The organism is Rhodococcus sp. 06-418-5, from assembly GCF_002258285.1.
Lineage (GTDB): Bacteria > Actinomycetota > Actinomycetes > Mycobacteriales > Mycobacteriaceae > Rhodococcoides.
Genome location: NZ_NOYE01000008.1, coordinates 191,613 through 213,338 on the forward strand (window position 1 = coordinate 191,613; position 21,726 = coordinate 213,338).

Here is a 21,726-nt window from a genome sequence, read left to right on the forward strand (position 1 = left end):
ATGACGGATCCGTACGAGGAACTCGCAGCGACGATCGACAACATCGTCACCAGTGCGTTCGTGACGCCGGTCGGCCCCGAATTTCTCGGCTCCGTTCTGCAAGCGGCATTCGAGAAGGCGAACGTGGCCCTCGACTACCGCGGCGAGTTCGAGCCGACCGAAGTGGTCATCACCGAGGCGTTCGAGGTGATGCCGCACGAGGAGATCGTGGCCATGGTCGGATCGCTGGGAACCGACACCATCGGGAACTCGTCCAAGAACTGGAACGACTTGTCCGCTGCCGCTACCACCGGATCCGACGCCTTCCGGTCCGGCATCGAGGCGGCCATGACGTCGGGCTGGTCGGGACCGACAGCCGACGCCGTCCGTGGCGGCGTGGCCGACTACGTGTCGTCTGCGACCGCGCTGTCCACCTCGATGAGCCTGATCAGCAACAAATTACTCGAGGCGCACTCCGGATTCACGCAGACGCAATCGAGGATGCCGCCGGTGGTTGCGGCGCCCGTGAGCAGCATGATCGATTCCCTTCTGCCCATTCCCTTCGCCGCGAAGGACGCAGCGTCCGCCCGCGAGGAGCAGCAGGAAGAAGCTCGTCGAATCATGCGCTCGGTCTACGTACCAGGGGTGTTGCAGTCCGATTCCGAGGTGCCGGTGCTACCGGCAGCGCACAACCCGGTCGCAGACAGTGCCCCCTCCAACGGAGGCTGGGGACTCGGGAACTCCGCGGGGGACGGCAGCCTCGGTTCGAGTTCCGGAAACCGGAGCGCGAACGGAACAGATTCGGCGGCCCCGACGGCTGCAGGACAGGCACCACCCGGCGGCACCGAAGGTGCCGATACGGGTCGGACCGGTACGCCGTCGAAACAGGCGGGGGCCGGCGGTTCGGGTTCCTTGCCTCCTGCCGACAACTCCGGTGACACTCGGGCCGCATCGGCCACCGGGCCCGGCACTTCCGGTGGTGCGGGTTCCGGGCTGGGCGCAGGTCCCGGCGGCGGCTACGGCGGAACAGGACCGGGCAGTGGCGGCTTCGCAGGATCCAATGGTTCGGGCTACGGCGGCGCGGGATACGCGGGTGGATCCGGAAACGGTTCCGGTGCCGGATCAGGTTATGGCAGCTCGGTTCTCGGCCCTCCGATCGGCGGCGGGACGGGCGGCGGCGGGGCAGGCAGCAATGGGGCGGGCGGCGGACTCGGCAGCGCAGCAGCGGCCGGCCGCGCGGGAGCGCACGGTATGCCGGGAATGGGTGCCGTGGGCGCACCGGGCACACGGGGAGCGGGCGACAACGACGGCGAGCACGCGACTCCCGGTTACCTGGTGGACGTGAGCAACGGCAGCGAACTGATCGGCGATCTGCCCCTCGTCGCACCTCCGGTACTCGGCGGCTGACGATGACGACCTGGACCATGCCCGGCATCGATTTCATGATGCTGTGCAGTCGATTCGGACGCGACCGACTGCCGTACCCCCTGGCGGTCACCATCGACGTCGATACCGTGGACGAACTGCGACAACTGCGGCTCGAGGCGTCGGCAAGGATCGACGCGATGATGGACGAGGAGCTCGGCGCAGCTGTTCGGAGCGTCGTCGACCCGATGGTTCGTATCGAATGTCGCGGCGAGACAACCGATTCCCCCTATGCAATCGTGCGCAGCCACGCAGCGATTCGCCACGACACGGCCGCGGTGCTGACTCAGCAACCGGGGCCCGACGCCTCCTCCGGTGGTGCCGTGACCATCGAACTGACCGGCCCGGCCCGTGCCCCCGCCCTGATTCTCGGGCCCGTGCCGAGTATCACGGCCGGCCACCGACCGGCCGAGCGACTCGAACGTGCCACTGCCGCAGCGACATCGGGTGGCACGCATCTGTCCACCGCAACGCGAGGCGCGACGGCGGACGAGCAGTTCCGGTCGTTCTTCGACCGCCCACGGTCGGCAGTCGGCGAGATCATCGTCGCGCGCGGCAAGACCTACGACAACCGCCGCGACACCGACGCCGTCTCGTTCTTCTGGATGGACTTCGATCGGGACGGCCGGTACATCGTGCACTCCGGAGAGTCGATCGAGATAGCGCCCATCGATACCGCCGGCTTGGCGTCGGAGATCGAAGGGCACCTGGCGGTCGCGCTGAGGCAATGACTGCGCGCCCTTGACACCGTATCGATTTTCGATAGGTTATCGATACTCGTTGTTATCGACTATCGATATGGAGGCGGCGGGATGGCATACGGACTGGGCTCGGCACGAGCCAACAAATGGGCGATGGCGTTCTACGCGGCTGCGGCTGTGGTGTGGTCGGGCTGGAGGTTGTGGCAATACCACTCATCGGACTACGTCAGCGCTACGGTCACTCCGCGGGACAACTCTCCGACTCTCGACCTGTTCGGCGGACAGATACAGCCGGGGAACGTCATCGAGCTCAGTGTCGCGAAGAGTGACGTCCAGCGTCTCATCGGAATGATCGACGTCATGAGGTACGGCGAGATCGTGACCGGCGGAATTGTGATCCTGGTGGGAATCTTCTTCGCATACCGATTCTTCGACAACGTCATCGCAAAAACCCCCTTCAGCTCCGGTGCCGGCATCGACCTGGCCGTGGTCGCCGTCTGCGTGGTGCTGTACCCGGTCGTCACCGGCGGTCTTCGGGTCATGAGCACCAATGCCGTTCAGAGCGCGCTGGAGACGACAGAACTCACCGATACCGCACGTGGCCTCGGCGCGTTCTGGCTGGCCGTGATCACCGCCGTCGTTCTGCAGTTCGTCTACGCGGTTCTCCGCCAGGGGTCCGAGCTCGCCCGCGACACCGATGGCCTGGTCTGATGGTGGAGGAGTTCGTCGACCATCTGGTCGTCTGCCATCTGGGCGAGATTCTCGACGCCCGCGGGATGACGCTCGCCGAGCTCTCGCGTCTGGCCGGAGTCAGCGTCGTCAATCTGTCGGTGCTCAAGAACGACCGCGCCAAGGCGATCCGGTTCTCGACCCTCACCGCCGTGTGCCGCGCCCTCGACTGCACACCCGGCGACCTGTTCACCCTGCGGCAGATCTGACGGCCGCCGAATCCCAGTGACGCCAGTCGGACAAATCGAACAAGTACATTGGATGGCGGTAACCAGCACTACGAGAGAGAGTCCATCACATTGTCTGCTCCGGCCGGTCAACCGTTGTCCAAGGGTCAGAACGGCCCACTCACCGTCGGTGACGTCGTCGTCTCCATCTCGCTGGCCGTACCCGCGGACCTGTCCGCGCTACTGGTCACCGACGCCGGAAAAGTGCGCACCGACGCCGATTTCGTGTTTTTCAACCAGCCCACCGGCCCCGGTGTACGCCTCGAGCCCGGCCAGGGCGGACCGGCCCGGCTCGCCGTATCGCTCGCCGCAGTTCCCGCCGACATCGAGCAGATCCGCGCTGTCATCACCCTCGACGACGCGTCGAGCAACTTCGGTCGATCCGCCGCTCCCGTCGCCCGAGTGAGCGACGCGGCCGGAAATGTGTTGTACGAGTACACGATCGACGGCTTGAGCTCGGAGTCGATCGTGATCGCACTGGAGATCTACCGACGTCAGGGAAGTTGGAAGGTGCGAGCCGTCGGGCAGGGTTACGCAGGTGGCTTCGCCGCACTGGTGACCGACCACGGTGTGTCCGTGGACGACGCCCCCGCACCCGCACCGACGCCTGCTCCCGCACCCGCGACTCCACCGCCGCCTGCTGCGCCTCCCGCACCACCCGCCGCCCCGGTCCGTTCCGAGGCTCCGGAAGTCAGCCTCACCAAGTCCAAGCCCGTCAGCCTCACCAAGGGTCAGAAAGTCACCCTGCGCAAGGACGGCGGGGTGGCTCTGACGGTCATCCGCATGGGCCTCGGCTGGGATCCGGTGACCACTCCGAAGAAGGGCGGACTGTTCGGTGGCGGAGGCCGAGCCGCGAACATCGACCTGGACGCGTCAGCGATCATGCTCGCCGACCGCAACGTCAACGATGTCGTCTACTACGGGCAGCTCAAGGCCAAGGACGGCTCGATCGTGCACCAGGGCGACAACCTCACCGGCGAAGGCGAGGGCGATGACGAGGTGATCGTGGTCGACCTGACGCGGGTACCCAAGCACGTGACCGGCATCGTCTTCACCGTCACCTCGTACCGCGGTCAGACGTTCGAGCAGGTGGCGAACGCATTCTGCCGTCTGGTCGACAACACCACCAACACCGAACTCGCCCGCTTCACCCTGCAGGGCGGCATGCCGTTCACCGGTCTGGTGATGGCCAAGGTGTATCGCCAGGGCAGTGAGTGGAAGCTCCAGGCGATCGGCGACGGCATCCAGGCCAAGCACGCCGGTGAAGCCGTCAAACAGCTCGGCCGCTATATGTGACCTTTCGGGCCCCGGTCCGATCCGAGATGGTCCGATCTGCAGCGCCGTCGAGCACGCCACCGAGCGGGTCGACGGCGCTGCCGTTTCTGATGAGGTCTTCGGACGGTCGGTAGATCTGCCGAACGATCAACGCGCACAATCCGATCACGGCGACATCGCGCACCACGACGGTCGCGGTGAACCACTGTTCGGGTAGGCCCTTGTTCTCCACACCCAGGTAGTAGTACATCCGCGGGAACCAGACGAATGCGTCGATCGTCATCCACGCCAACAGAATTCGCCGATGCGGCAGCGCCAGCACGGCCAACGGAACCAGCCACAGCGAATACTGCGGGCTCCATACCTTGTTGGTGAGCAGGAACCCGGCCACCACCAGGAACACCAGTTGCGCGAGACGCGGCCGCGTCGGTGCCGTCGTACCGATGTATGCGATCAGCGCGCACACGATGGCGAACAACACCAGTGTCACGGCGTTGAGGACCAACGGTTTGTCGCCCGGGTAGAGGGGGCCGTCGAAACCGGTCCAGCCGGTGAACGAGGTGACGACGTTGTACAGCGAATCCGGGTCGGCACCGCGCTCGGAATTGAGCCGGAAGAATTCGTACCATCCCGACGGATACAGCAGCGCGAGAGGGAGATTGACCGCCAGCCAGGCACCGAGCGCCGCGCAGGCGGTGATGCCCCACTCGCGCATCTTTCCGGTGCGCCAGCACAGCACCAGCAGGGGTCCGAGGAACAGCAGGGGATAGAGCTTGGTGGCACCGCCGAGACCGATCAGAACTCCGGCCAGAACCGGCCGTTTCTTGGCCCACGCCAGCAATCCGGTGAGAGCGAAAGCCGTTGCGAGAGCGTCGAAATTGGTGAATCCGTGCACGATCACCAGCGGCGAGGCCGCCACGAGCGCGGCATCCCAGATGCGGCGTCCGGCGGCTATCGCGGTGGCCCACACGGTGACCAGCCAGGCGACCGCCAATCCCAGGGCAACCACGTTGAAGTAGACCACGACCGGTAGCGCCTGCGGCAGGAAACTCAGTGAGTTCCAGGCTTTTCCGACGACCATCGAGCCGTACTGGTATAACCCCGCGAGCACCGGGTACTCCATGTACCTGATCTGACTGGACCCGTCGGCCTTGGTTTCTTCCCAGGACTTCTTGTACGGGAAAGCACCTTGATCGAGTCGCTCCGCCCCGTAGAGCGGCACGGTGTCGGAATAGCACATCGCCACGTACTGACGACTGCCACTCCAGTCGAGTCCGAGCTCGCCGCCCGGTCCCACCGGTGCCTGCTGGATACAGGCTGCCTTGGCGAACCAACCGAAGCACAGGAAGACCACCGCCAGCAGCAGAATCACCCGTAGTGCGGTGAACCAGCGCTGCCGACCGATCAGCGCGTGCTTGCCGACCGGCCCGCCGATGACCGAGGACAGTTCCTCGGTCATCGGATCGGTACGACTGGGCAGATCGCGGTCTGCTGCGCTCGCGGGGTCGAGCCGACCGGGGCTGGCCACTGCTCGACCCTTGCGCTCGGGTTCGGTCGTCACCGCTGGAGTCGTTACTGCCCGGGTGCCACTGGTTCGGGCGCGGCGGGTTCGGGTGCCGCCGGTTCGGGTTCCGCGGGCTGCGCCGGTGCCAGCCCTGGCAGCGGGATGGTGACGCCGGGCAGAATCTCGACCTGCCGCGGAGTGATGACCACCGGCGGCGAGATCTCCGTCGGAATCGGCAAGGTCACCTGCGGCGGAGCTGTCGACGGTGCCACCGTCGCCGTCGGGGCCGGTGCCGAGTACTGCGGCACCCCGGCCTGACCTGCGATGGCCTCCGGCGTCGGGAAGGTCTCGTTCGAGGTGCCCTCCAACGTGCCGTCCATCGTGTCTTTCCAGATGTCCGACGGTATGCCCGATCCGTAGATCGGTCCGCCGTAACTGTTCTCGAGCGGCAGACCCTGCTCGGTGCCGACCCACACGGCCGTGGACAGTGACGGCGTGTAACCGACCATCCAGGCGTCCTTGTTCTGCCCGGTGTCTCCGAGCTGAGCGGTACCGGTCTTGGCCGCCGACTGACGACCGCCGGCGAGGTTGTGACCGTTGGAGTAGCCGGCGATCGGACGCATCGCCGAGGTCACGTTGTCCGCGACCGCGGCCGAGACGACCTGCTGGCCCGCTTCGGGAGCGCGGTCGAGAAGGACTGTGCCGTCGGCCGTGACGACCTTCTGCACGAAGTGCGGGGTGTGATAAACGCCCGACGCAGCCAAGGTCGCGTAGGCCGAAGCCATGTCGATGACGCGAGACTGGTACTGGCCGAGCACGACTCCGTAGTTGGGGCCTGCGTTGTCGGGCTCGGTGAGGGTGGGTCCGACGCCGTCGATCTCCTGCGGGATGCCGAGCTTGTGCGCCATGTCCGCGATGGCCTGCGGACCGTTGTCCATGCCGAGCATCATGCGATAGAAGCTCGTGTTGAGCGACCGCTTGAGCGCTTCGGCGATGGTGCACGTTCCACAGGAGGCACCCTCGACGTTGCTGATCTCGATGCCGTTGACGTCGAGCGGCGAGCTGTCGTACATCTTCGAGAGCGGAATGCCCTGATCCAGCGCAGCGGCCAGACCGAACACCTTGAACGAGGACCCGGTCTGCAAGCCGGACTGCGCGAAGTCGAATCCTCGTCCGTCCGCGCCGCCGTAGTACGAGCGGACCGCACCGGTACGGGGATCGATCGACACCGAAGCCGTGCGCAGCTCGGACGGTTCGTTCTCGAGATTGCTGTTCACGGCATCGACCGCAGCCGCCTGGGCTTTCGGATCGATGGTCGTCGTGATCTGCAGTCCCTCGGTGTTGAGGTCCTGCTCACTGACCCCGGCAGCGGACAGCTCGCGCAGCACCTGGGCCTTGATCAGACCGTTCGGACCGGCGTCGTCGGCGTCACCGGAGTCCACCTGTGACGTAGGGACCACCACTGGGAACATCATCGCGGCCCGCTGGGTCGCGTCGAGCTGACCCTGCGAGACCATGCCGTCGAGCACGTAGTCCCAACGAGCTTGCGCGCCGGTGGGGTTGGTTTCGGGATCGAGATTGGAAGGCTGCTGAATGACCGCCGCGAGGACGGCACCCTCCTCGACGGAGAGCTGATCGACGGACTTACCGAAGTACGCCGTCGACGCGGCAGCGATACCGTACGCACCACGGCCGAAGTAGATGGTGTTGAGATACGCAGCGAGGATGTCGTCCTTCGACCACTGACGCGCCATCTTCGAGGAGATGACGAGCTCACGCATCTTGCGGGTCAGCGTCCGATCGTTTCCGACCAACGCGTTCTTCACGTACTGCTGGGTGATGGTCGAACCGCCGCCTGCGCTGTCGCGTCCGAGCACGTTGTCACGGAGCGCTCGACCGAAGCCGGTCACCGAGAATCCGGGATTGGAGTAGAAATCGCGATCCTCGGCCGAGAGCACGGCATTGCGTACATGCTCCGGAATCTGGTCGATCGTCACGTCGGTGCGGTTGCCCTCGGGCGGCACCACCTTGCCGAGCACACTCGCGCCGTCCGCGGCGAAGATCGTGGCGACCTGGTTGGTCCTGATGTCGCCGGGACGCGGCACGTCCTCGACGGTGTACGCCACCATGAAGGCCAGGATCGGCACGATCAGACCCAGGGCGATCAACGCGTACATCGTGCGTCGAACGACCCGCCACTTGGACTTCTTCTTCGTTTTCGCGGCGGGACCTCTTTCGGGCGGCTCGGGCGGTTCGCTACCCGAGGAGAGAACTGATGGATCGTTCGGTTCGTAGGGCGGTGGCACGGAGCCGGACCGAGTGACGGCCGTCGGGGCAGCAGACCGAACAGGAGGCGCGATGGGCGGCTCTCCGTAGCGACGTTCTCCGTAAGGACGCTCACCTGCGGGACGTCCACTGACCGGATCGACCGGCGGCCTGCCCTGAAAGGGTCGGCTCTGCGGCGGCATCGGTCGCTGGCCCGGAGGGGGTCCGGGTCGCTGCCCGGGAGGAGGTCCAGGACGTTGGCCGGGAGGAGGCATCGGGGGACGACCCTGCGGCGGCATCGGACGCTGCCCGGGAGGAGGTACCGGACGCTGACCGGCAGGGGGCATCGGGGGACGACCCTGCGGCGGCATCGGACGCGGGCCGGGAGGAGGCACCGGGCGACGACCGGGAGGATCGGAATGTCGACTGCCGCGCGGCGGCCCGGGCACGTCGGGACGCCGTCCGGAGTCGCTACGGCCCGGTTCGTTGCTACCCGGGTTGTTGTCGTAGGGGGAACTCACGTACGAATCTCCAGTAATTTCGGCGGCCGCGTCGAACTCTCGGTGGATGGGATCAGCGGAGCGATTGTGTCACTCACTCGCTGTTCGACGGTTCGGTTGTCGGGAACCCGATCGCGGACGACGGGGTTGTTTGGGCGCGGGAACGGCCCCGAGGACATAGGACTGGACGAGGTGGTTCCAACTGCACGACCTACACACCTCGACCACATGGACCGAGAACTCCTCCTGGGTCGCCGCGAGGCGGACGAGTTCGTCCGCAGTTCTCGCCGACCCGGACAGCGCCCCGAGCTTCTCGCCGAACACCCAGGACACCAGCGTGAGCTGCTCCTTGCGGCAGATGGGGCACACCACGTCGCTGCCGCGCCCGTGGAACTTGGCAGCGCGCAGCAGGTACGGATCTGCATCACAGACCGCTGCGACACCCGTCTTACCGGAGTAGACCTCGGCCAGCAGCGACCGACGCTGAAGGGCGTAGTCCACCACCTGTCGCTGAAGTCGCACGAGGACCAGAGTACGTGCGGCCCCTCCGATGCGGACCTGCGAACCCCGCCTCGGCGACGAGCAGGTCCCATTTCGGCCTCGAGACACAGTGCTCCACCTGTTGCGACGCGATGATCCGTCGTTGGTGATCATGGACACTGTGCCGATCCTCGCCGTGGGCATCACCGTCCGGTCCCTACACTCGCCCACATGTTCGCCACATCGGGAATACACGTGCGGCCCCGACGGGACGGCGACCTGAGCACCCTCCTACCCATCCTGCAACGTACGCACGAAACACAGCGCTATCCCATGCGCGCAGCGGCGGTGCGAGCCGACTGGCTTGCCGCACCCAACGAACTCGCAGCCTGGGTCGCCGAGCACGAGGGCACCGTCGTCGGACACATAGCGCTGCATCCGACGGCGTCACCGGAACAGGATCCCGGTGCGGACGATGCGAGCGCGCAGTGGCAGCGAGCAACCGGGGTGGCTGCCGATCGACTCGCCGTCGTGTCGCGGTTGATGACCGACGGCTCCGTGCCGGGCAGCGGAACGGCGTTGCTCGCACACGCAGTGAATGCGGCACGGAGCGAGGGACGGGCACCGGTGCTGCTCGTCGATCCGAGTAGCGCCGCTCTCGGCTTCTACCGCCGGCGAGGCTGGCACCGAATCGGGACGGCTGCGCAGCAGTGGGGCGAGTACCGAGTCGACGCGGTGCTGATGGTCGCACCGGTTCACTGAACCGATAAGCCACTCCACGTTCACCCGCGCTCGGTCACGCCAACAGAGCAAACAGGGCACACACCACTGCACCGCAGAGACGTACGCGGTCTGCTGATCGCAGTCGACTCATCAAGTGTCCGTTGCGTCCCGCACGCCCTAGTTCGCCATGGACTGGAGCAGCCACGAATGCAGTCGCGAGCGCGGAGATCACTGCGCCGGCAACGCTGATCAGGGCAGCAGGGTGGGTCGAACCGGACACCAACACCCACAGACACGCAGCAGCGAGTAGTCCGTAGACCAGCCCGACTACGAGGGTGATGCGCCGCGTGTGAGCGTCATGGGCACGCTGCCAGTCGTCGTCCGGCACCTCCGCCAACGCCGGGTAGACGACGGCGGTCACCACCAACTGAAAGCCCAGGTGGAGGGCGGCAGCGGCGGCGAGCGCGTCGACCGGGGTCATAAGTCGCAGGATACGTTCACGGCCGAGTTGTCAGAATATGTATCGGCGCGATACATTCTTCGATAGTGCGGTCAATCGCATCGCCATGATGTGATCGTTGGATTCGAGAAGGGGGAGTTGCATGCTCGAGCTCGCAATTCTCGGACTGCTTCTCGAATCACCCATGCACGGTTACGAGCTCCGCAAGCGGCTGACCGGCCTGCTCGGAGCTTTTCGAGCGTTTTCGTACGGATCGCTGTACCCGGCACTCCGTCGACTTCAAACCGACGGACTCATCGCCGAGGACGCCGGTCCCGACTTGCTCGTGAAGAGACGAGCGAAACGGGTGTATCAGCTCACCCCGCTCGGCAGGGAACGATTTGCCGAACTGGTGGCCGACACCGGACCGCAGAACTACACCGACGACGGTTTCGGCGTACATCTTGCCTTCTTCAGTCGGACTCCCGCGGAAGCTCGAGTCCGCATTCTCGAAGGCAGACGTCGCCAGGTCGAGGAGCGCCGAGAAGGGCTCCGCGACGCTGTGGCCAAGGCGAACGGGACACTCGACCGCTACACCAGGCAGCTACACCAGCTCGGACTCGAATCGAGCGAACGCGAGGTGCGCTGGCTCAACGAAGTCATCGCAGCCGAGCAGGCCGACCCCAACCCAGCACCGTCCCACACAGCACCAAACAGGACAGTCAAGACAGAAGGAGAACCCGACCATGGGTGAGAACAACAACGCAATCCGCGTGGCCATTGTGGGTGTGGGCAACTGCGCCTCATCCCTGGTCCAGGGTGTCGAGTACTACAAGGACGCGGACGAGAACGCCACCGTCCCCGGCCTCATGCACGTCATGTTCGGCAAGTACCACGTCCGCGACGTCGAATTCGTCGCCGCGTTCGACGTGGACGCCAAGAAGGTCGGCTTCGACCTCTCCGAAGCCATCTTCTCCAGCGAGAACAACACCATCAAGATCGCCGACGTACCCCCGAAGGACGTCCACGTCCTGCGCGGACCGACGCTCGACGGCCTCGGCAAGTACTACCGCGAGACCATCACCGAGGCCGACGGCGACGCCGTCGACGTAGCGCAGGCCCTGCGCGACGCCAAGGTGGACGTGCTCGTGTCCTACCTCCCCGTCGGATCCGAAGAAGCCGACAAGTTCTACGCACAGGCCGCCATCGACGCAGGCGTCGCCTTCGTCAACGCACTGCCCGTCTTCATCGCCAGCGATCCCGTCTGGGCCAAGAAGTTCGAGGACGCAGGCGTCCCCATCGTCGGCGACGACATCAAGAGCCAGGTCGGTGCCACCATCACCCACCGCGTCATGGCGAAGCTCTTCGAAGACCGCGGCGTGCAGCTCGACCGCACCATGCAGCTCAACGTCGGCGGCAACATGGACTTCCTCAACATGCTCGAGCGCACCCGCCTCGAGTCGAAGAAGATCTCCAAGACCCAGGCCGTCACGTCGAACCTGCAGAAGGAATTCAACGCCAAGGACGTCCACATCGGACCGTCCGACCACGTCGGCTGGCTCGACGACCGCAAGTGGGCCTACGTCCGCCTCGAAGGCCGCGCCTTCGGTGACGTTCCCCTGAGCCTCGAGTACAAGCTCGAAGTGTGGGACTCGCCCAACTCCGCAGGCGTCATCATCGACGCAGTCCGCGCTGCGAAAATCGCCAAGGACCGCGGCATCGGTGGACCCGTCATCCCCGCTTCGGCCTACCTGATGAAGAGCCCGCCGAAGCAACTCGCCGACGACGTCGCTCGCGAACAACTCGAAGCGTTCATCATCGACGCGTAGGGCCCGCAGCTAGACGCGAACTTCCGCCCGCCGGTCCACTCGATGTGACATTGACCCCCGAAAAGGCCACTGAATGTCACATTGAGTACCAGCGGGCGTTCGTCTATCCGGCCGCGGTGATTTCTCGTGGATCGAAGGTCACCTTGATATCCATGATTTTTCCGTTCTCGATTCGCTGCCAATTGGCGGTGCTCGCCGGAGATGCGATGGACGTATGCAGGTCGAACCACGTCAGGACGTTCGGGCCGTCCACGAAGACGTGGGCGATGTCGATATCGGTGACGATTTCCGACATTCCTTTCAATCCGGCCACACATTCCGCACCGTTGTCTGCTGTGCCGAGTGGTCCCCGGAACGTCGCGTCCTCGTGCAGGATCGACGCCAGCGTGTCGAAATCCTTCGCCTTCCAGGCCTCGAAGTAGGTTGCTGCAACTTCTTTCGGTGTCCGCGTCATGACAACGAGTCTCGAACGCACCGGACCAGAAGTCCAACAGTTGATAGCGATGATCGTCAGAAGTTCTACTCATAGCCGCAGCTGGAGTTCGCGCGCTATCGTGTGCTCGTGGCCATCGACCCCACTTCGAAGCATCCGGTCCTCGAACGTGTTCGCACGATGGCGTTCGCCTATCCCGAGGTGTCCGAGAAGATCTCCCATGGCCGGCCGACCTTCCGCACCGCCTCGGTGTTCGTCTACTTCGGCGGCGGTGTCAAAGGCGGCGACCAATACGACCTCTCGATCCTGGTCAAATGCGAGAGTGCCGAGGAGCAGCGCGCCTGCGAACTCGAACCCCGCTACTTCCACCCCGCGTACCTCGGCCCGGCCGGCTGGGTGGGCTTCGACCTGAGCGACGCCGACGACGACGTCTGGGCCGAGGCAGCCGAATTGATCGACTGCAGCTACCGCGTCACGGCCCCGAAGCGGAATATCGCCAGACTCGACGCCGGTGAGGGCCCGAATCTGGGAGTGCAGCAGTGGAATTGAGACAGTTGGAGTACTTCGTCGCAGTGGCCGAGGAAGCGAACTTCACTCGCGCCGCAGCCAGAGTGCACATCAGCCAATCAGGCGTCAGCGCACAGATCCGCGCGCTCGAACGCGAACTCGGTGCCGAATTGATCGACAGATCCGGTGGCACAGCAACATTGACCACCGCAGGTCAGGCCGCGCTGACACAAGCCCGCGCGACGCTGGCCGCCGCCGGCTCGGTCAGACAATCCGTCGACGACATCGCCGGACTCCTGCGTGGTTCGCTTCGCGTCGGGATGGTCACCGCCTGCACCGTCCCACAACTGTTCGACGCGTTGGCCCGCTTCCATTCGGCGCACCCCGGCGTCGAACTTGCTCTGCAGGAGGGTAATTCCGATCGTCTGGTGGCCGATGTGCGCGCAGGAGAACTCGACATCGCACTCGTAGGAATTGCAGCTCGGGCCCCGGACGGATTGGAATCGATGGTGGTGATCGACGAACGTATCGTCGCAGCCGTTCCACCGCAGCATCCTCTGGCAGCACAGGGCGAGGCGACGTTGGCGCAGGTGTGCGAGCACCCGATCATCGCCCTTCCTCCCGGCACCGGAATCCGTGCGGTCTTCGACCGGGACTGTGCCGGAGTAGGACTCGCGCCGACGATCGCGTTGCAGGCCACCGCCCCCGACGCCGTGGCCGACCTCGCTGCCCGCGGCCTGGGGGTGGCGATCCTCAGCGCATCGATGACGACGTCCTACGACGACACACTCGTTGCCGTGGAGCTCACGGACTCGCACACCGCCGCACTCCTGGCCCTGGTCTGGCGGCCCAGGACGAATGCGGCACTGACCGAATTGGTTTCGGTGGCAACGCGCAGCTTCAACGAATCTTTTTGACGCAGAACCACAGTGCGATCAACAGACCCAGCAGGGCCACCGACGGCAGCACGCCGGGATTGCCCCCGATGATCCCGGCTACCGCAAAGATCAGCGCCACGAGTGCGAAGAATCCCAGAATGCCCGCCAGCAACTGAAGATGGTCCTGAGCGGTCACGATTTGACGCCGCCCGCCGTCAGTCCGGAGATGATGCGACGCTGGAACAGCAGCACCATGATCACCAGTGGAATCGCCACGATGGTGCCCGCGGCCATGATCGCGGCATACGGCACCACCAACGGATCGTTGCCGGTGAACCGCGCGATGGCCACGGTGACCGGTTCGGTCCTGTCACTCGAGAGCTGACTGGCCAGCAGGTACTCGTTCACGGCTGCGATGAACGCGAGGATCGCGGTGGTGAACAGGGCAGGTGCGGCAAGTGGGAGCATCACCAGGCGGAATGCTTGGAAACGCCCGGCACCGTCGATCCGCGCGGCTTCTTCGAGCTCCCAGGGCAATTCGGCGAAGAACGCGGCCAAGGTGTAGATCGTCAACGGCAGCACGAACGAGATGTTGGGGATGACCATCGCCTGGTAGCTGCCGATCCACCCGATATTGGTGAAGAATTGGAACAGCGGGGTCACCAATGCGACGACGGGAAACATCGACGCACCCAGGATGATGCCAGTCACCACGTACTTGAAGCGGAAGTCGATGCGGGACAGCGCGTATGCCGTGAAGACGCCGATGACCAACGCGATCAGCGTGGTCGCGCCGCCCACGATCAGACTGTTCCCTACCGCACGCAGGAAATTGTTGCCGTTCGCCGTCGACAACGCGTTCTCGAAATTCTCCCACGTGACGTGCGTCGGCCACGGCGTCGTATCGAAGGTGTAACGCGGGTCGCGGAATGCGGTGACGACCATCCAATAGAACGGTGCCAGTCCCCAGACGAGGATGACGACGACACCGATATAGATGCGGGCCTGTTTCATCGCCCGGCCCCCTTGCGCTGATTCTCCTGGGTGGCAACGGCATTCGCACCGAGAAACTTCACCAGGATGAAGGCCACGATGAAGATCATGACGAACGAGATGGTCGACAGCGACGCAGCGCTGTTGAACCCCTGCCGGATCTGCTCCACCACCAGGATGGAGATGGTTCGCGTGGCGGGGTTGCCCTCGGTGAGGATGGCCGGCAAATCGTACATGCGCAGTGCGTCCATCGTGCGGAACAGAATTGCCACCATGAGCGCCGGCTTGACCAGCGGCAGTGTGATCTTGGTGAACCGCTGCCACGCCGACGCCCCGTCGACGCGAGCAGCCTCGTAGACGTCGGCGGGAATCATCTGCAGCCCGGCCAGAATCAACAGCGCCATGAACGGCGTCGTCTTCCACACGTCGGCGATGATCACTGCAAAACGAGCGGGCCAGGCGTCGCCGGTCCACAGAATGTTCGTTCCCAGAATGCGATTGGCGATGCCGTCGTACGCGAAGATGAAGTACCAGAGCTTGGCGGTGACAGCCGTCGGGATCGCCCAGGGGATCAGGATCGCGGCGCGGAGCAGGGCGCGTCCGGCGAAGGTCTTGCCCATGATCACGGCCATCGCGAAGCCGATGACGACCTCGATGGACACCGTCACGACGGTGAAGAACGCCGTGTTACCGACCGCGCCCCAGAACTGAGACCCGAGCGTCCCCGGCGGGCAGGGCACCGACGTGCCCGAGGCCGAGGTGCACTGCTGCAGAATCCAATGCGTGTAGTTGTCGAAGCCGGCAGATCCACCGGTGACGAACATACCGGTGGCGGGATCGAGACCTGGGTCCTTGGAGAAGGACATCACCAGGGCTCGGATCACCGGGTAGACGATGACGATCGCGAGGATCACCATCGTCGGTGCGATCAGCAGCCAGGCCCGACCCTGCGTCAGGCCGAAGCGCTTGTTCTTGGACCGCACATGCCGACCGCGGCCGGGGGACGAGCCCCCGGCCGCGGTGGTTGCGCCGGCCCCACTGGTCACACCAGCAGGTACAGCCATTGGTTCTCCCGAAATCAGTTGGCGCCGGCGGTTTCGATACCGGCCTGCATGTCGGTGATCGCCTGGTCCACGCTCTTCTCGCCCTTGATGGCGGCAGACACGTTGTCCTGCACGGCCTTCGAGACGGCCGGGTAGAACGGGGTGACAGGGCGCGGGACGGCATTCTCGATGGATGCCTTCAATGCGGGAAGGTACGGCATCGCGGCGATCAGTGCGGGATCGTCGTACAGCGACGAGAGCACGGGCGGCAGAGCGCCCTCGGCGATGATGCGCTGCGCCTTCTCGCCCTGCATGAAGCGCAGGAAGTCGGCAGCCGTGGCCTTGTTCTCGGAGTACGCGCTGATCGCGGCGTTGTATCCACCGAGCGTCGACGTGCCGACGCCGGTGACCCCGGGAAGCGGTGCGACCGCGTACTTGCCGGCCACAGCCGAACCCTCCTCTGCGGCGGTGCCGTAAACGTACGGCCAGTTGCGCAGGAACAGTGTCTTTCCGTCCTGGAACGCCTGCTGGCTCTCGGACTCCTTGAATGTGGTGTCCTGGGCCGGGATGACGCCGGTCTCGAACGCGGTGACCAGGGTCTGCAGTCCGGCCTTGGCCTCCGGGCTGTCGACGGTGGGGGTCTTGCCGTCTTCGCCGACAATCGATCCGCCGTGCGCGTTGATGATCTCCGACGCGTTGGCCGTCAGACCCTCGTAGGGGGCGAATTGCCCTGCGTAGCAGTCGATGTTGTTGTCGCGCGCGACCTGGCAATCCTCGGTGAGCTCGGCCCAGGTGGTGGGTGCCTCGGGGAGCAGATCACTGCGGTAGTAGAGCAGTCCGCCGTTGGTGTTCTTCGGTGCGGCGTACTGCTTGCCGTTGTAGGTCGCGCTCGCGACGGTCGCGGGCAGAACGCCTGCGTTGTCGAGTGCGAATTCACCCTCGAGCGGCACGAGCCAGCCCTTGGCTGCGAACTCGGCGGTCCAGACGACGTCGAGTGCCATCACGTCGTAGTCGCTCTGCTGGGCCTGGAGCTGTTGAACGAAGTCGTCGTGGGCCTGATCGGCGTCGGCGGACTGTTCCTTGAAGGTGACCTGCTCATCGGGGTTGGCGGCGTTCCACTCCGAGATGATCTGCTGGACGACACCGGTCTCGGTGGTGTCCTGTCCCTCTACATAGGTGATAGGTCCACGGCCGTCGGCATTTTCGGACGCAGCGCCCGAATCGCCGCTCGATCCGCTGTCGCTCGAACATCCGGTGAGCGTCAGCAGCGTAGCTGCTGTCGCAACCACTGCCACCTTCGTGATCAAAGACGCCATTGTTCTCTCCACTTACTTCTACGCGGTGGTATGTGCCCGGAGTTGGGCACGCAGAATCTCGCTGTGATGCTCCCCCTGACACATATGTCGATGGGTACTGTGGCACACATCGCACCGCGCAGTGGTCATTTTTGCCTTCCTGAATCGGTCAACCCGGGGGTGTCGGAGAGGGCCGGTAGCCTCTCGCTCATGAGTTCGGACAAGATGCTGACGCGGATCGGTGGGCTGCTTCGCCAAGCCGAGTCCACCGACAACCCACACGAGGCCGAGGCCTTCATGGAGGCCGCTCAGCGTTTGGCGACGTCGGCATCGGTCGATCTGGCGGTGGCGCGCTCGCACAGTGCGTCCAGGGAGCGACAGGCGACGCCGAGCCAGAAGGTCATCCCCATCGGAGAACCGGGCAAGCGTGGACTCAAGACCTACGTGCATCTGTTCGTGGCCATCGCGCACGCCAACGATGTTCAGTGCGATGTGTCTCGATCGTCGACGCAGGTGTTCGCCTACGGTTTCGACTCCGACATCGAGACCACCGAGGCGCTGTATTCCTCACTGTTGATCCAGATGGTGCGAGCATCGGACGCGTACATCAAATCCGGCGCGTACCGGTCGGAGACGGCCATCCGCACCGTCACCGAGATCAAGAATCGCCGACGCTACACCCGACGCGAGGAAGTGCCGGTCGCTGCGGTGACGGCTCGGCTGAACTTCCAGACCGCATTCGCGTCGCGCATCGGTCAACGGCTCGGCGACGTGAAGAAGGAGACCGAGGCCAAAGCCATCGAACAAGAACGACAGGGCGCGGGCACAGCACTGGTGTTGCGCAACAAGGAGATCGAGCTCCGGGACTACTACCGGCAGACCTCGACTGCTCGGGGACACTGGCGCGGCCAGAGCGCGAACGCCGGGTACTCCGAGGGCGCACGAAAGGCCGGCGACCGCGCGGGGCGAAACGCAAAGATCGGCGGTCATGCCGAAATAGACGCAGCAAGCAGGCAGCTGGGACGCTGACCACTGCGTTCGCGGTGAAGCACCGAGCAGTACCTTGCCCGGCGGTCCGGTGGTGTCGGTAACGGTCGCATCGATCTCGGCTATCGACGTACCGAACAATCGGAGCACCGCGGCTGTATCGACCGGTTCGGAAACCGCTACGACCGAACCATGTTCGGTGAGTACAGCAGCACAGTCGAGTTCTGCGCGTCCCCAGCTTCCGCCCCGCTGCCACCGAGCTTCGGGTCTCGCGGGTCGCCGGTCGTTCGCGCAAACGCGCGCGCATTCGCCAGGTGCGCACGGATTCGCGTCGCATTGAGGGCGAATCTGCTCGCGGATGACAAACGCGCGCGTTTGCGGGAAACCGGGGGCGCGGCGGGAAATTGGGGGCGAATCTGCGCGCGGATGACAAACGCGCGCGCGTTTGCGGGAGACTGGGGGCGCGGCGCGCGGCGGAACTCGGGCGGAGCGGCGGGGTCAGTCGAGGCGGGAGAGCACCACGCGCAGGCCGATGACACTGGCGATGGGGAACAGGGCCGCGACCAGCCACGGGATGGCTGCGCCCCAACCGGTGGCGGGGGATGCGTCGATCACCACGCCGAGTGCGGTCGATCCGATGAGCACTCCGATGCCCCCGAGCGAGGCCATGAAACCGTAGTATGAACCGAGTCGACGTTCGGCGGCCATGCGCGGCACCAGATCTCGCGCTTGGGGCATGGCGATCATCTGCCCCAGCGCGAGCAGCAGGACGAAGAGCGCAGCCGGGATCAGCCCGAGCAGGCCTTTCAACTCCAGAGGACTGAATACCGCCACGAGCGCGAACGATGCTGCCATGACGGCGAATCCGATCGGCAGCGTGATTCGCGGTGATACCCCGGCGACGCGTCGGGTGATGGGCAGTTGTGCCGCCACCACGAGAACTGCCGAGATCGCGAAGAACCAGCCCAGCACGGTCTGCGAGTCCCAGGCGCGTTCGACCTCGAGTGGCAACAGCAGGTACAGCTGGTTGTAGGCCACCAACTGCGCGCTCATCGCCACCGCGAACAGCACGAAGGTCCGGTTGCGCACCACGTCGGTCCAACCCGAGAGCCATGGGTCGTCGCGATGTTCGCCGCGCTCACGCGGCAGCCACCGCACGTGAGCGGCGATGACCAGAACGAAGATGGCCGCAGCCACGAGGCACGCGATCCTGAAATCGACGAGCAACAGTACCGATCCGACGAGCGGGCCGGTGAAGGAGCCGATCTGGCTGCACACCGACATCAGCGCGAAGCTCTCGACGCGCGTGGCTCCGCCGTCGCGTTCGCTCTTGCCCGCTTCGATCGCCACTGCGGATTCGACTGCAGGGGAGAACAATGCGGCTGCGAATCCCACCAGCACCGTGGCGATCAGCACAGCAGGCAGCGAATCGGCGAAGGCGAGACCGACGAATCCCAGCACCCGCAACACACACCCGACGAGTACGACCGGCTTGATGCCCCACCGATCGGCGAGGGTGCCACCGACGAAGAACAGTCCCTGTTGCGAGAAGGTCCTGATCCCGAGGACCACACCGACGAGCGCGGCCCCGAGCCCGAGATCGGCCGTCAGATGCACCGACAGATACGGCAACACCATGAAAAAGCCGATGTTGAAGGTCATTTGAGTCAGGACGAGCAAGCGGACGGTAGGCGTGGCTCGCCGCAGATCGACCAGAAACGACCACCGCCACCGCGTCGGAGATCCGTCGGTCCTCGTGCTCACGTACTGCGTCCTCCTGCGTCGACTTTCTCGATGACGCTACCGGTCTTGCGCACCCGCCCCGAGGTGGCACCGGCGAGCGAGACTGCGAGAACGGCGAGTGCGATCAAGGACGCGAGTGGAGCAGCAGTGACCCACGGTGCCCGCTCGACGGCGGCGACCCCGTCGGACAGTATCAATCCCCAATCCGCAGTGGGGGGTTGCGGACCGAGGCCGAGGAATCCGAGAGCGGCCAGAGCGAGGGCGACACCGGGGAGCCGAATCATGGCGTGTCGCAGCACTACCGGAACGACGCTGGGCACGATGGACCCGAACAGGATTCGCGCAGTGCCTGCCCCGAGCGTCGGCAGGATGGAAATGTAGGGCCGAGCGCGGGTCTCCTCGACGAGAGCGGCTGTGTGCGCGGCCAGCGGAGCCCACGTGACGATGAGAACGGCAACGGCCGCCCCGCCTGCACTCGGACCCCAGATCGCTGCGATCAGAATGCCGGTGACGACGGGTGGTGCCGCATTGGTCACCTCGACCAGCCCACGGGAGGCCCGCGGAACCAGTCCCATCAGCACCCCGACCACCAGCGCCGCGAGCGTCACGGCAAGCGAGAGACCGATGGAACGCAGTGCGCCGTCGGCGACACGGGCCAACAGATCTCGACCCGAGGCGTCAGTTCCGAACGGGTGGGCCGGCGATGGAGCCGCGAACTTCTCCCGCGTCGTCGCCTGGCCGTCGCGGGGGAGTCCGGCAAGCACCATGACCAGCAGGACCGACGCCGCAGCTATCGGCACCAGCCACCGTCGCGGCGACGGGTGGAAGACGCCGGACGGGATGGGCATCGCCTTCTCGTGCAGTGCGCTACCGAGCAGCAACCGTCGGGCCAGTTCGGCGGAAATCCCCAGAACGGCACTGACGGCCAGCAGTAACAGGATGTCGATCTGCAGGGCGGGAAGATCCTGCGATTGTGCATCGCCGAGGGTGGTGCGACCCAATCCCGGTATGGCGAAGACCTTTTCGACGGCCACAGCCCCGCCGGTCATCGCGACCATGATCAGACCGATCTGCGATGCGAGGCCGGGAAGGGCCCGTCGCAGAACCGCACCGGCGATCTGTGGCCGCGAGAAGCCTGCCACCGTCCACGTGATGACCCATCCCTCGGTGAAGGTGACGGCGATCGCGTCGGCCAGCAGTCGCCCGATCAGCCCGCCCGCAGGCAAACCGAGTGCGAGCGCGGGCAGCACCGCGTACTCGGGACCGTTCCAGCCGTAGGCCGGAAACGACAACCACACGGCACCGAGAACGACGAGTACCGACGCGAGCAGAAACTCCGGCATCGACGTGAGTGCGGCCGCGACGCCGCCCCCGGTCCGTCTCGGTGTACCGCGGAGCCCGGCCCGAACGCTGGGAACGACCACGAGGGCGGCGGCTGCGATCGCGACGACCATCGCGAACCCCATCAGGGTCAGCGACACCAGCAGCGCATCGAGGGCCCCCGGTAGCACCGGTTCACCTGTGTTCCAGGATGTTCCGGGATTGCCCGACGCGATGCCGGTGAGCCAGTCCCAGAACATTCGCAGCGGTCCGGCATCGAGGCCGAGGTCGCGGCGAATGGCTGCCAGGGCCTCGGGGGTTGGTTCCTGCTCGGCCGAGCGGGCCCGCAGAATGCTCAGTGCCGGATCGCGATCGGACAGCCACGGCAGCATTCCGACGAGGAGGACGACACCGGCGACGGCAACCAGCCGCGAGGCGGTTGTTCTCACTG

Annotated in this window: 22 protein-coding genes; 11 read left to right on the forward strand and 11 right to left on the reverse strand. The window is 65.3% G+C overall.

The window, feature by feature from the left end; translation table 11 throughout:
• From CH274_RS02660 to CH274_RS02680, 5 genes are all read left to right on the forward strand, one after another.
• Positions 1-1,386 carry a PPE domain-containing protein gene (locus tag CH274_RS02660; protein ID WP_094656663.1) on the forward strand — a complete coding sequence of 462 codons (1,386 nt, stop codon included), beginning with the start codon at positions 1-3 and terminating at the stop codon, positions 1,384-1,386.
• Between the two features lie 2 nt (positions 1,387-1,388).
• Entirely contained in the window at positions 1,389-2,135 is a 747-nt protein-coding gene (locus tag CH274_RS02665; RefSeq protein WP_094656664.1) for an ESX secretion-associated protein EspG, read from the forward strand.
• A gap of 81 nt (positions 2,136-2,216) precedes the next feature.
• Entirely contained in the window at positions 2,217-2,816 is a 600-nt protein-coding gene (locus tag CH274_RS02670; RefSeq protein ID WP_235386941.1) for a hypothetical protein, read from the forward strand.
• On the forward strand, positions 2,816-3,043 hold the full coding sequence (locus tag CH274_RS02675; RefSeq protein WP_032396935.1) for a helix-turn-helix domain-containing protein: 228 nt from the start codon (positions 2,816-2,818) through the stop codon (positions 3,041-3,043). The genes CH274_RS02670 and CH274_RS02675 overlap by 1 nt, the downstream gene beginning before the upstream one ends.
• Before the next feature lie 90 nt (positions 3,044-3,133).
• On the forward strand, positions 3,134-4,357 hold the full coding sequence (locus CH274_RS02680) for a TerD family protein (protein ID WP_256993458.1): 1,224 nt from the start codon (positions 3,134-3,136) through the stop codon (positions 4,355-4,357).
• Here CH274_RS02680 and CH274_RS02685 read toward each other — a convergent pair.
• The 3 genes from CH274_RS02685 to CH274_RS02700 form a co-directional block, all read right to left on the reverse strand.
• Complete coding sequence (locus tag CH274_RS02685) at positions 4,332-5,795, reverse strand: glycosyltransferase family 87 protein (RefSeq protein WP_045200639.1); 1,464 nt, start codon at positions 5,793-5,795, stop codon at positions 4,332-4,334. The two genes, CH274_RS02680 and CH274_RS02685, sit on opposite strands and share 26 nt — an antisense overlap.
• A gap of 113 nt (positions 5,796-5,908) precedes the next feature.
• Positions 5,909-8,017: a transglycosylase domain-containing protein gene (locus CH274_RS02690; protein ID WP_032397335.1), complete on the reverse strand. Its 2,109-nt coding sequence runs from the start codon at positions 8,015-8,017 to the stop codon at positions 5,909-5,911.
• A gap of 678 nt (positions 8,018-8,695) precedes the next feature.
• Positions 8,696-9,127, reverse strand: a complete 432-nt coding sequence (locus CH274_RS02700; RefSeq protein WP_179273674.1) for a DUF5318 domain-containing protein — start codon at positions 9,125-9,127, stop codon at positions 8,696-8,698.
• Between the two features lie 189 nt (positions 9,128-9,316).
• On the opposite strand from CH274_RS02700, the gene CH274_RS02705 reads away from it, so the two are divergent.
• On the forward strand, positions 9,317-9,847 hold the full coding sequence (locus CH274_RS02705; protein ID WP_094656665.1) for a GNAT family N-acetyltransferase: 531 nt from the start codon (positions 9,317-9,319) through the stop codon (positions 9,845-9,847).
• Positions 9,848-9,881: 34 nt separating this feature from the next.
• Here the strand turns inward: CH274_RS02705 and CH274_RS02710 are convergent, their stop codons facing one another.
• Positions 9,882-10,289 (reverse strand): hypothetical protein, encoded by a 408-nt coding sequence (locus CH274_RS02710; protein ID WP_094656666.1) that lies wholly within the window; start codon positions 10,287-10,289, stop codon positions 9,882-9,884.
• Between the two features lie 121 nt (positions 10,290-10,410).
• Between CH274_RS02710 and CH274_RS02715 the strand changes: the two genes are divergently transcribed.
• Positions 10,411-11,001, forward strand: a complete 591-nt coding sequence (locus CH274_RS02715; RefSeq protein ID WP_032396938.1) for a PadR family transcriptional regulator — start codon at positions 10,411-10,413, stop codon at positions 10,999-11,001.
• Positions 10,994-12,076, forward strand: a complete 1,083-nt coding sequence (locus CH274_RS02720; protein WP_032396939.1) for an inositol-3-phosphate synthase — start codon at positions 10,994-10,996, stop codon at positions 12,074-12,076. Before CH274_RS02715 ends, CH274_RS02720 begins: the two co-directional genes overlap by 8 nt.
• Positions 12,077-12,179: 103 nt before the next feature.
• Here CH274_RS02720 and CH274_RS02725 read toward each other — a convergent pair whose 3' ends face one another.
• Positions 12,180-12,530: a nuclear transport factor 2 family protein gene (locus CH274_RS02725; RefSeq protein WP_094646224.1), complete on the reverse strand. Its 351-nt coding sequence runs from the start codon at positions 12,528-12,530 to the stop codon at positions 12,180-12,182.
• Between the two features lie 108 nt (positions 12,531-12,638).
• On the opposite strand from CH274_RS02725, the gene CH274_RS02730 reads away from it, so the two are divergent.
• Together CH274_RS02730 and CH274_RS02735 are read left to right on the forward strand one after the other, a co-directional pair.
• Positions 12,639-13,058: an MmcQ/YjbR family DNA-binding protein gene (locus CH274_RS02730; protein ID WP_373453902.1), complete on the forward strand. Its 420-nt coding sequence runs from the start codon at positions 12,639-12,641 to the stop codon at positions 13,056-13,058.
• On the forward strand, positions 13,049-13,933 hold the full coding sequence (locus tag CH274_RS02735) for a LysR family transcriptional regulator (protein WP_094656667.1): 885 nt from the start codon (positions 13,049-13,051) through the stop codon (positions 13,931-13,933). The genes CH274_RS02730 and CH274_RS02735 overlap by 10 nt, the downstream gene beginning before the upstream one ends.
• On the opposite strand, the gene CH274_RS29055 is transcribed toward CH274_RS02735, so the two are convergent.
• The 4 genes from CH274_RS29055 to CH274_RS02750 are packed head-to-tail and all read right to left on the reverse strand — an operon-like array spanning position 13,917 to position 17,246.
• A complete protein-coding gene (locus CH274_RS29055; protein ID WP_176459187.1) occupies positions 13,917-14,090 on the reverse strand; it encodes a hypothetical protein in 174 nt (57 codons plus the stop codon). The genes CH274_RS02735 and CH274_RS29055 overlap by 17 nt on opposite strands.
• Positions 14,087-14,908: a carbohydrate ABC transporter permease gene (locus CH274_RS02740; RefSeq protein WP_094646227.1), complete on the reverse strand. Its 822-nt coding sequence runs from the start codon at positions 14,906-14,908 to the stop codon at positions 14,087-14,089. The genes CH274_RS29055 and CH274_RS02740 overlap by 4 nt, the downstream gene beginning before the upstream one ends.
• Complete coding sequence (locus CH274_RS02745; protein ID WP_179275619.1) at positions 14,905-15,951, reverse strand: carbohydrate ABC transporter permease; 1,047 nt, start codon at positions 15,949-15,951, stop codon at positions 14,905-14,907. Before CH274_RS02745 ends, CH274_RS02740 begins: the two co-directional genes overlap by 4 nt.
• Before the next feature lie 14 nt (positions 15,952-15,965).
• Entirely contained in the window at positions 15,966-17,246 is a 1,281-nt protein-coding gene (locus tag CH274_RS02750; protein ID WP_032396943.1) for an ABC transporter substrate-binding protein, read from the reverse strand.
• 189 nt (positions 17,247-17,435) lie between these two features.
• On the opposite strand from CH274_RS02750, the gene CH274_RS02755 reads away from it, so the two are divergent.
• Positions 17,436-18,254, forward strand: a complete 819-nt coding sequence (locus tag CH274_RS02755; RefSeq protein ID WP_094656668.1) for a DUF2786 domain-containing protein — start codon at positions 17,436-17,438, stop codon at positions 18,252-18,254.
• 456 nt (positions 18,255-18,710) lie between these two features.
• On the opposite strand, the gene CH274_RS02760 is transcribed toward CH274_RS02755, so the two are convergent.
• Positions 18,711-19,976, reverse strand: coding sequence for an MDR family MFS transporter (locus tag CH274_RS02760; RefSeq protein WP_094656669.1), 1,266 nt, complete (start codon positions 19,974-19,976; stop codon positions 18,711-18,713).
• Positions 19,973-21,724, reverse strand: coding sequence for an ABC transporter permease subunit (locus tag CH274_RS02765; protein ID WP_218829189.1), 1,752 nt, complete (start codon positions 21,722-21,724; stop codon positions 19,973-19,975). Before CH274_RS02765 ends, CH274_RS02760 begins: the two co-directional genes overlap by 4 nt.
• Between the last annotated feature and the right edge of the window lie 2 nt (positions 21,725-21,726).

Coding starts and splice junctions, on each gene's coding strand:
- CH274_RS02750 (WP_032396943.1), bottom strand. CDS start 17,246: ATGGCGTCTTTGATCACGAAGGTGGCAGTGGTTGCGACAGCAGCTACG.
- CH274_RS02685 (WP_045200639.1), bottom strand. CDS start 5,795: ATGACCGAGGAACTGTCCTCGGTCATCGGCGGGCCGGTCGGCAAGCAC.
- CH274_RS02755 (WP_094656668.1), top strand. CDS start 17,436: ATGAGTTCGGACAAGATGCTGACGCGGATCGGTGGGCTGCTTCGCCAA.
- CH274_RS02725 (WP_094646224.1), bottom strand. CDS start 12,530: ATGACGCGGACACCGAAAGAAGTTGCAGCAACCTACTTCGAGGCCTGG.
- CH274_RS02675 (WP_032396935.1), top strand. CDS start 2,816: ATGGTGGAGGAGTTCGTCGACCATCTGGTCGTCTGCCATCTGGGCGAG.
- CH274_RS02745 (WP_179275619.1), bottom strand. CDS start 15,951: ATGGCTGTACCTGCTGGTGTGACCAGTGGGGCCGGCGCAACCACCGCG.
- CH274_RS02690 (WP_032397335.1), bottom strand. CDS start 8,017: ATGTACGCGTTGATCGCCCTGGGTCTGATCGTGCCGATCCTGGCCTTC.
- CH274_RS02705 (WP_094656665.1), top strand. CDS start 9,317: ATGTTCGCCACATCGGGAATACACGTGCGGCCCCGACGGGACGGCGAC.
- CH274_RS02670 (WP_235386941.1), top strand. CDS start 2,217: ATGGCATACGGACTGGGCTCGGCACGAGCCAACAAATGGGCGATGGCG.
- CH274_RS02710 (WP_094656666.1), bottom strand. CDS start 10,289: ATGACCCCGGTCGACGCGCTCGCCGCCGCTGCCGCCCTCCACCTGGGC.
- CH274_RS02720 (WP_032396939.1), top strand. CDS start 10,994: ATGGGTGAGAACAACAACGCAATCCGCGTGGCCATTGTGGGTGTGGGC.
- CH274_RS02665 (WP_094656664.1), top strand. CDS start 1,389: ATGACGACCTGGACCATGCCCGGCATCGATTTCATGATGCTGTGCAGT.
- CH274_RS02660 (WP_094656663.1), top strand. CDS start 1: ATGACGGATCCGTACGAGGAACTCGCAGCGACGATCGACAACATCGTC.
- CH274_RS02715 (WP_032396938.1), top strand. CDS start 10,411: ATGCTCGAGCTCGCAATTCTCGGACTGCTTCTCGAATCACCCATGCAC.
- CH274_RS02740 (WP_094646227.1), bottom strand. CDS start 14,908: ATGAAACAGGCCCGCATCTATATCGGTGTCGTCGTCATCCTCGTCTGG.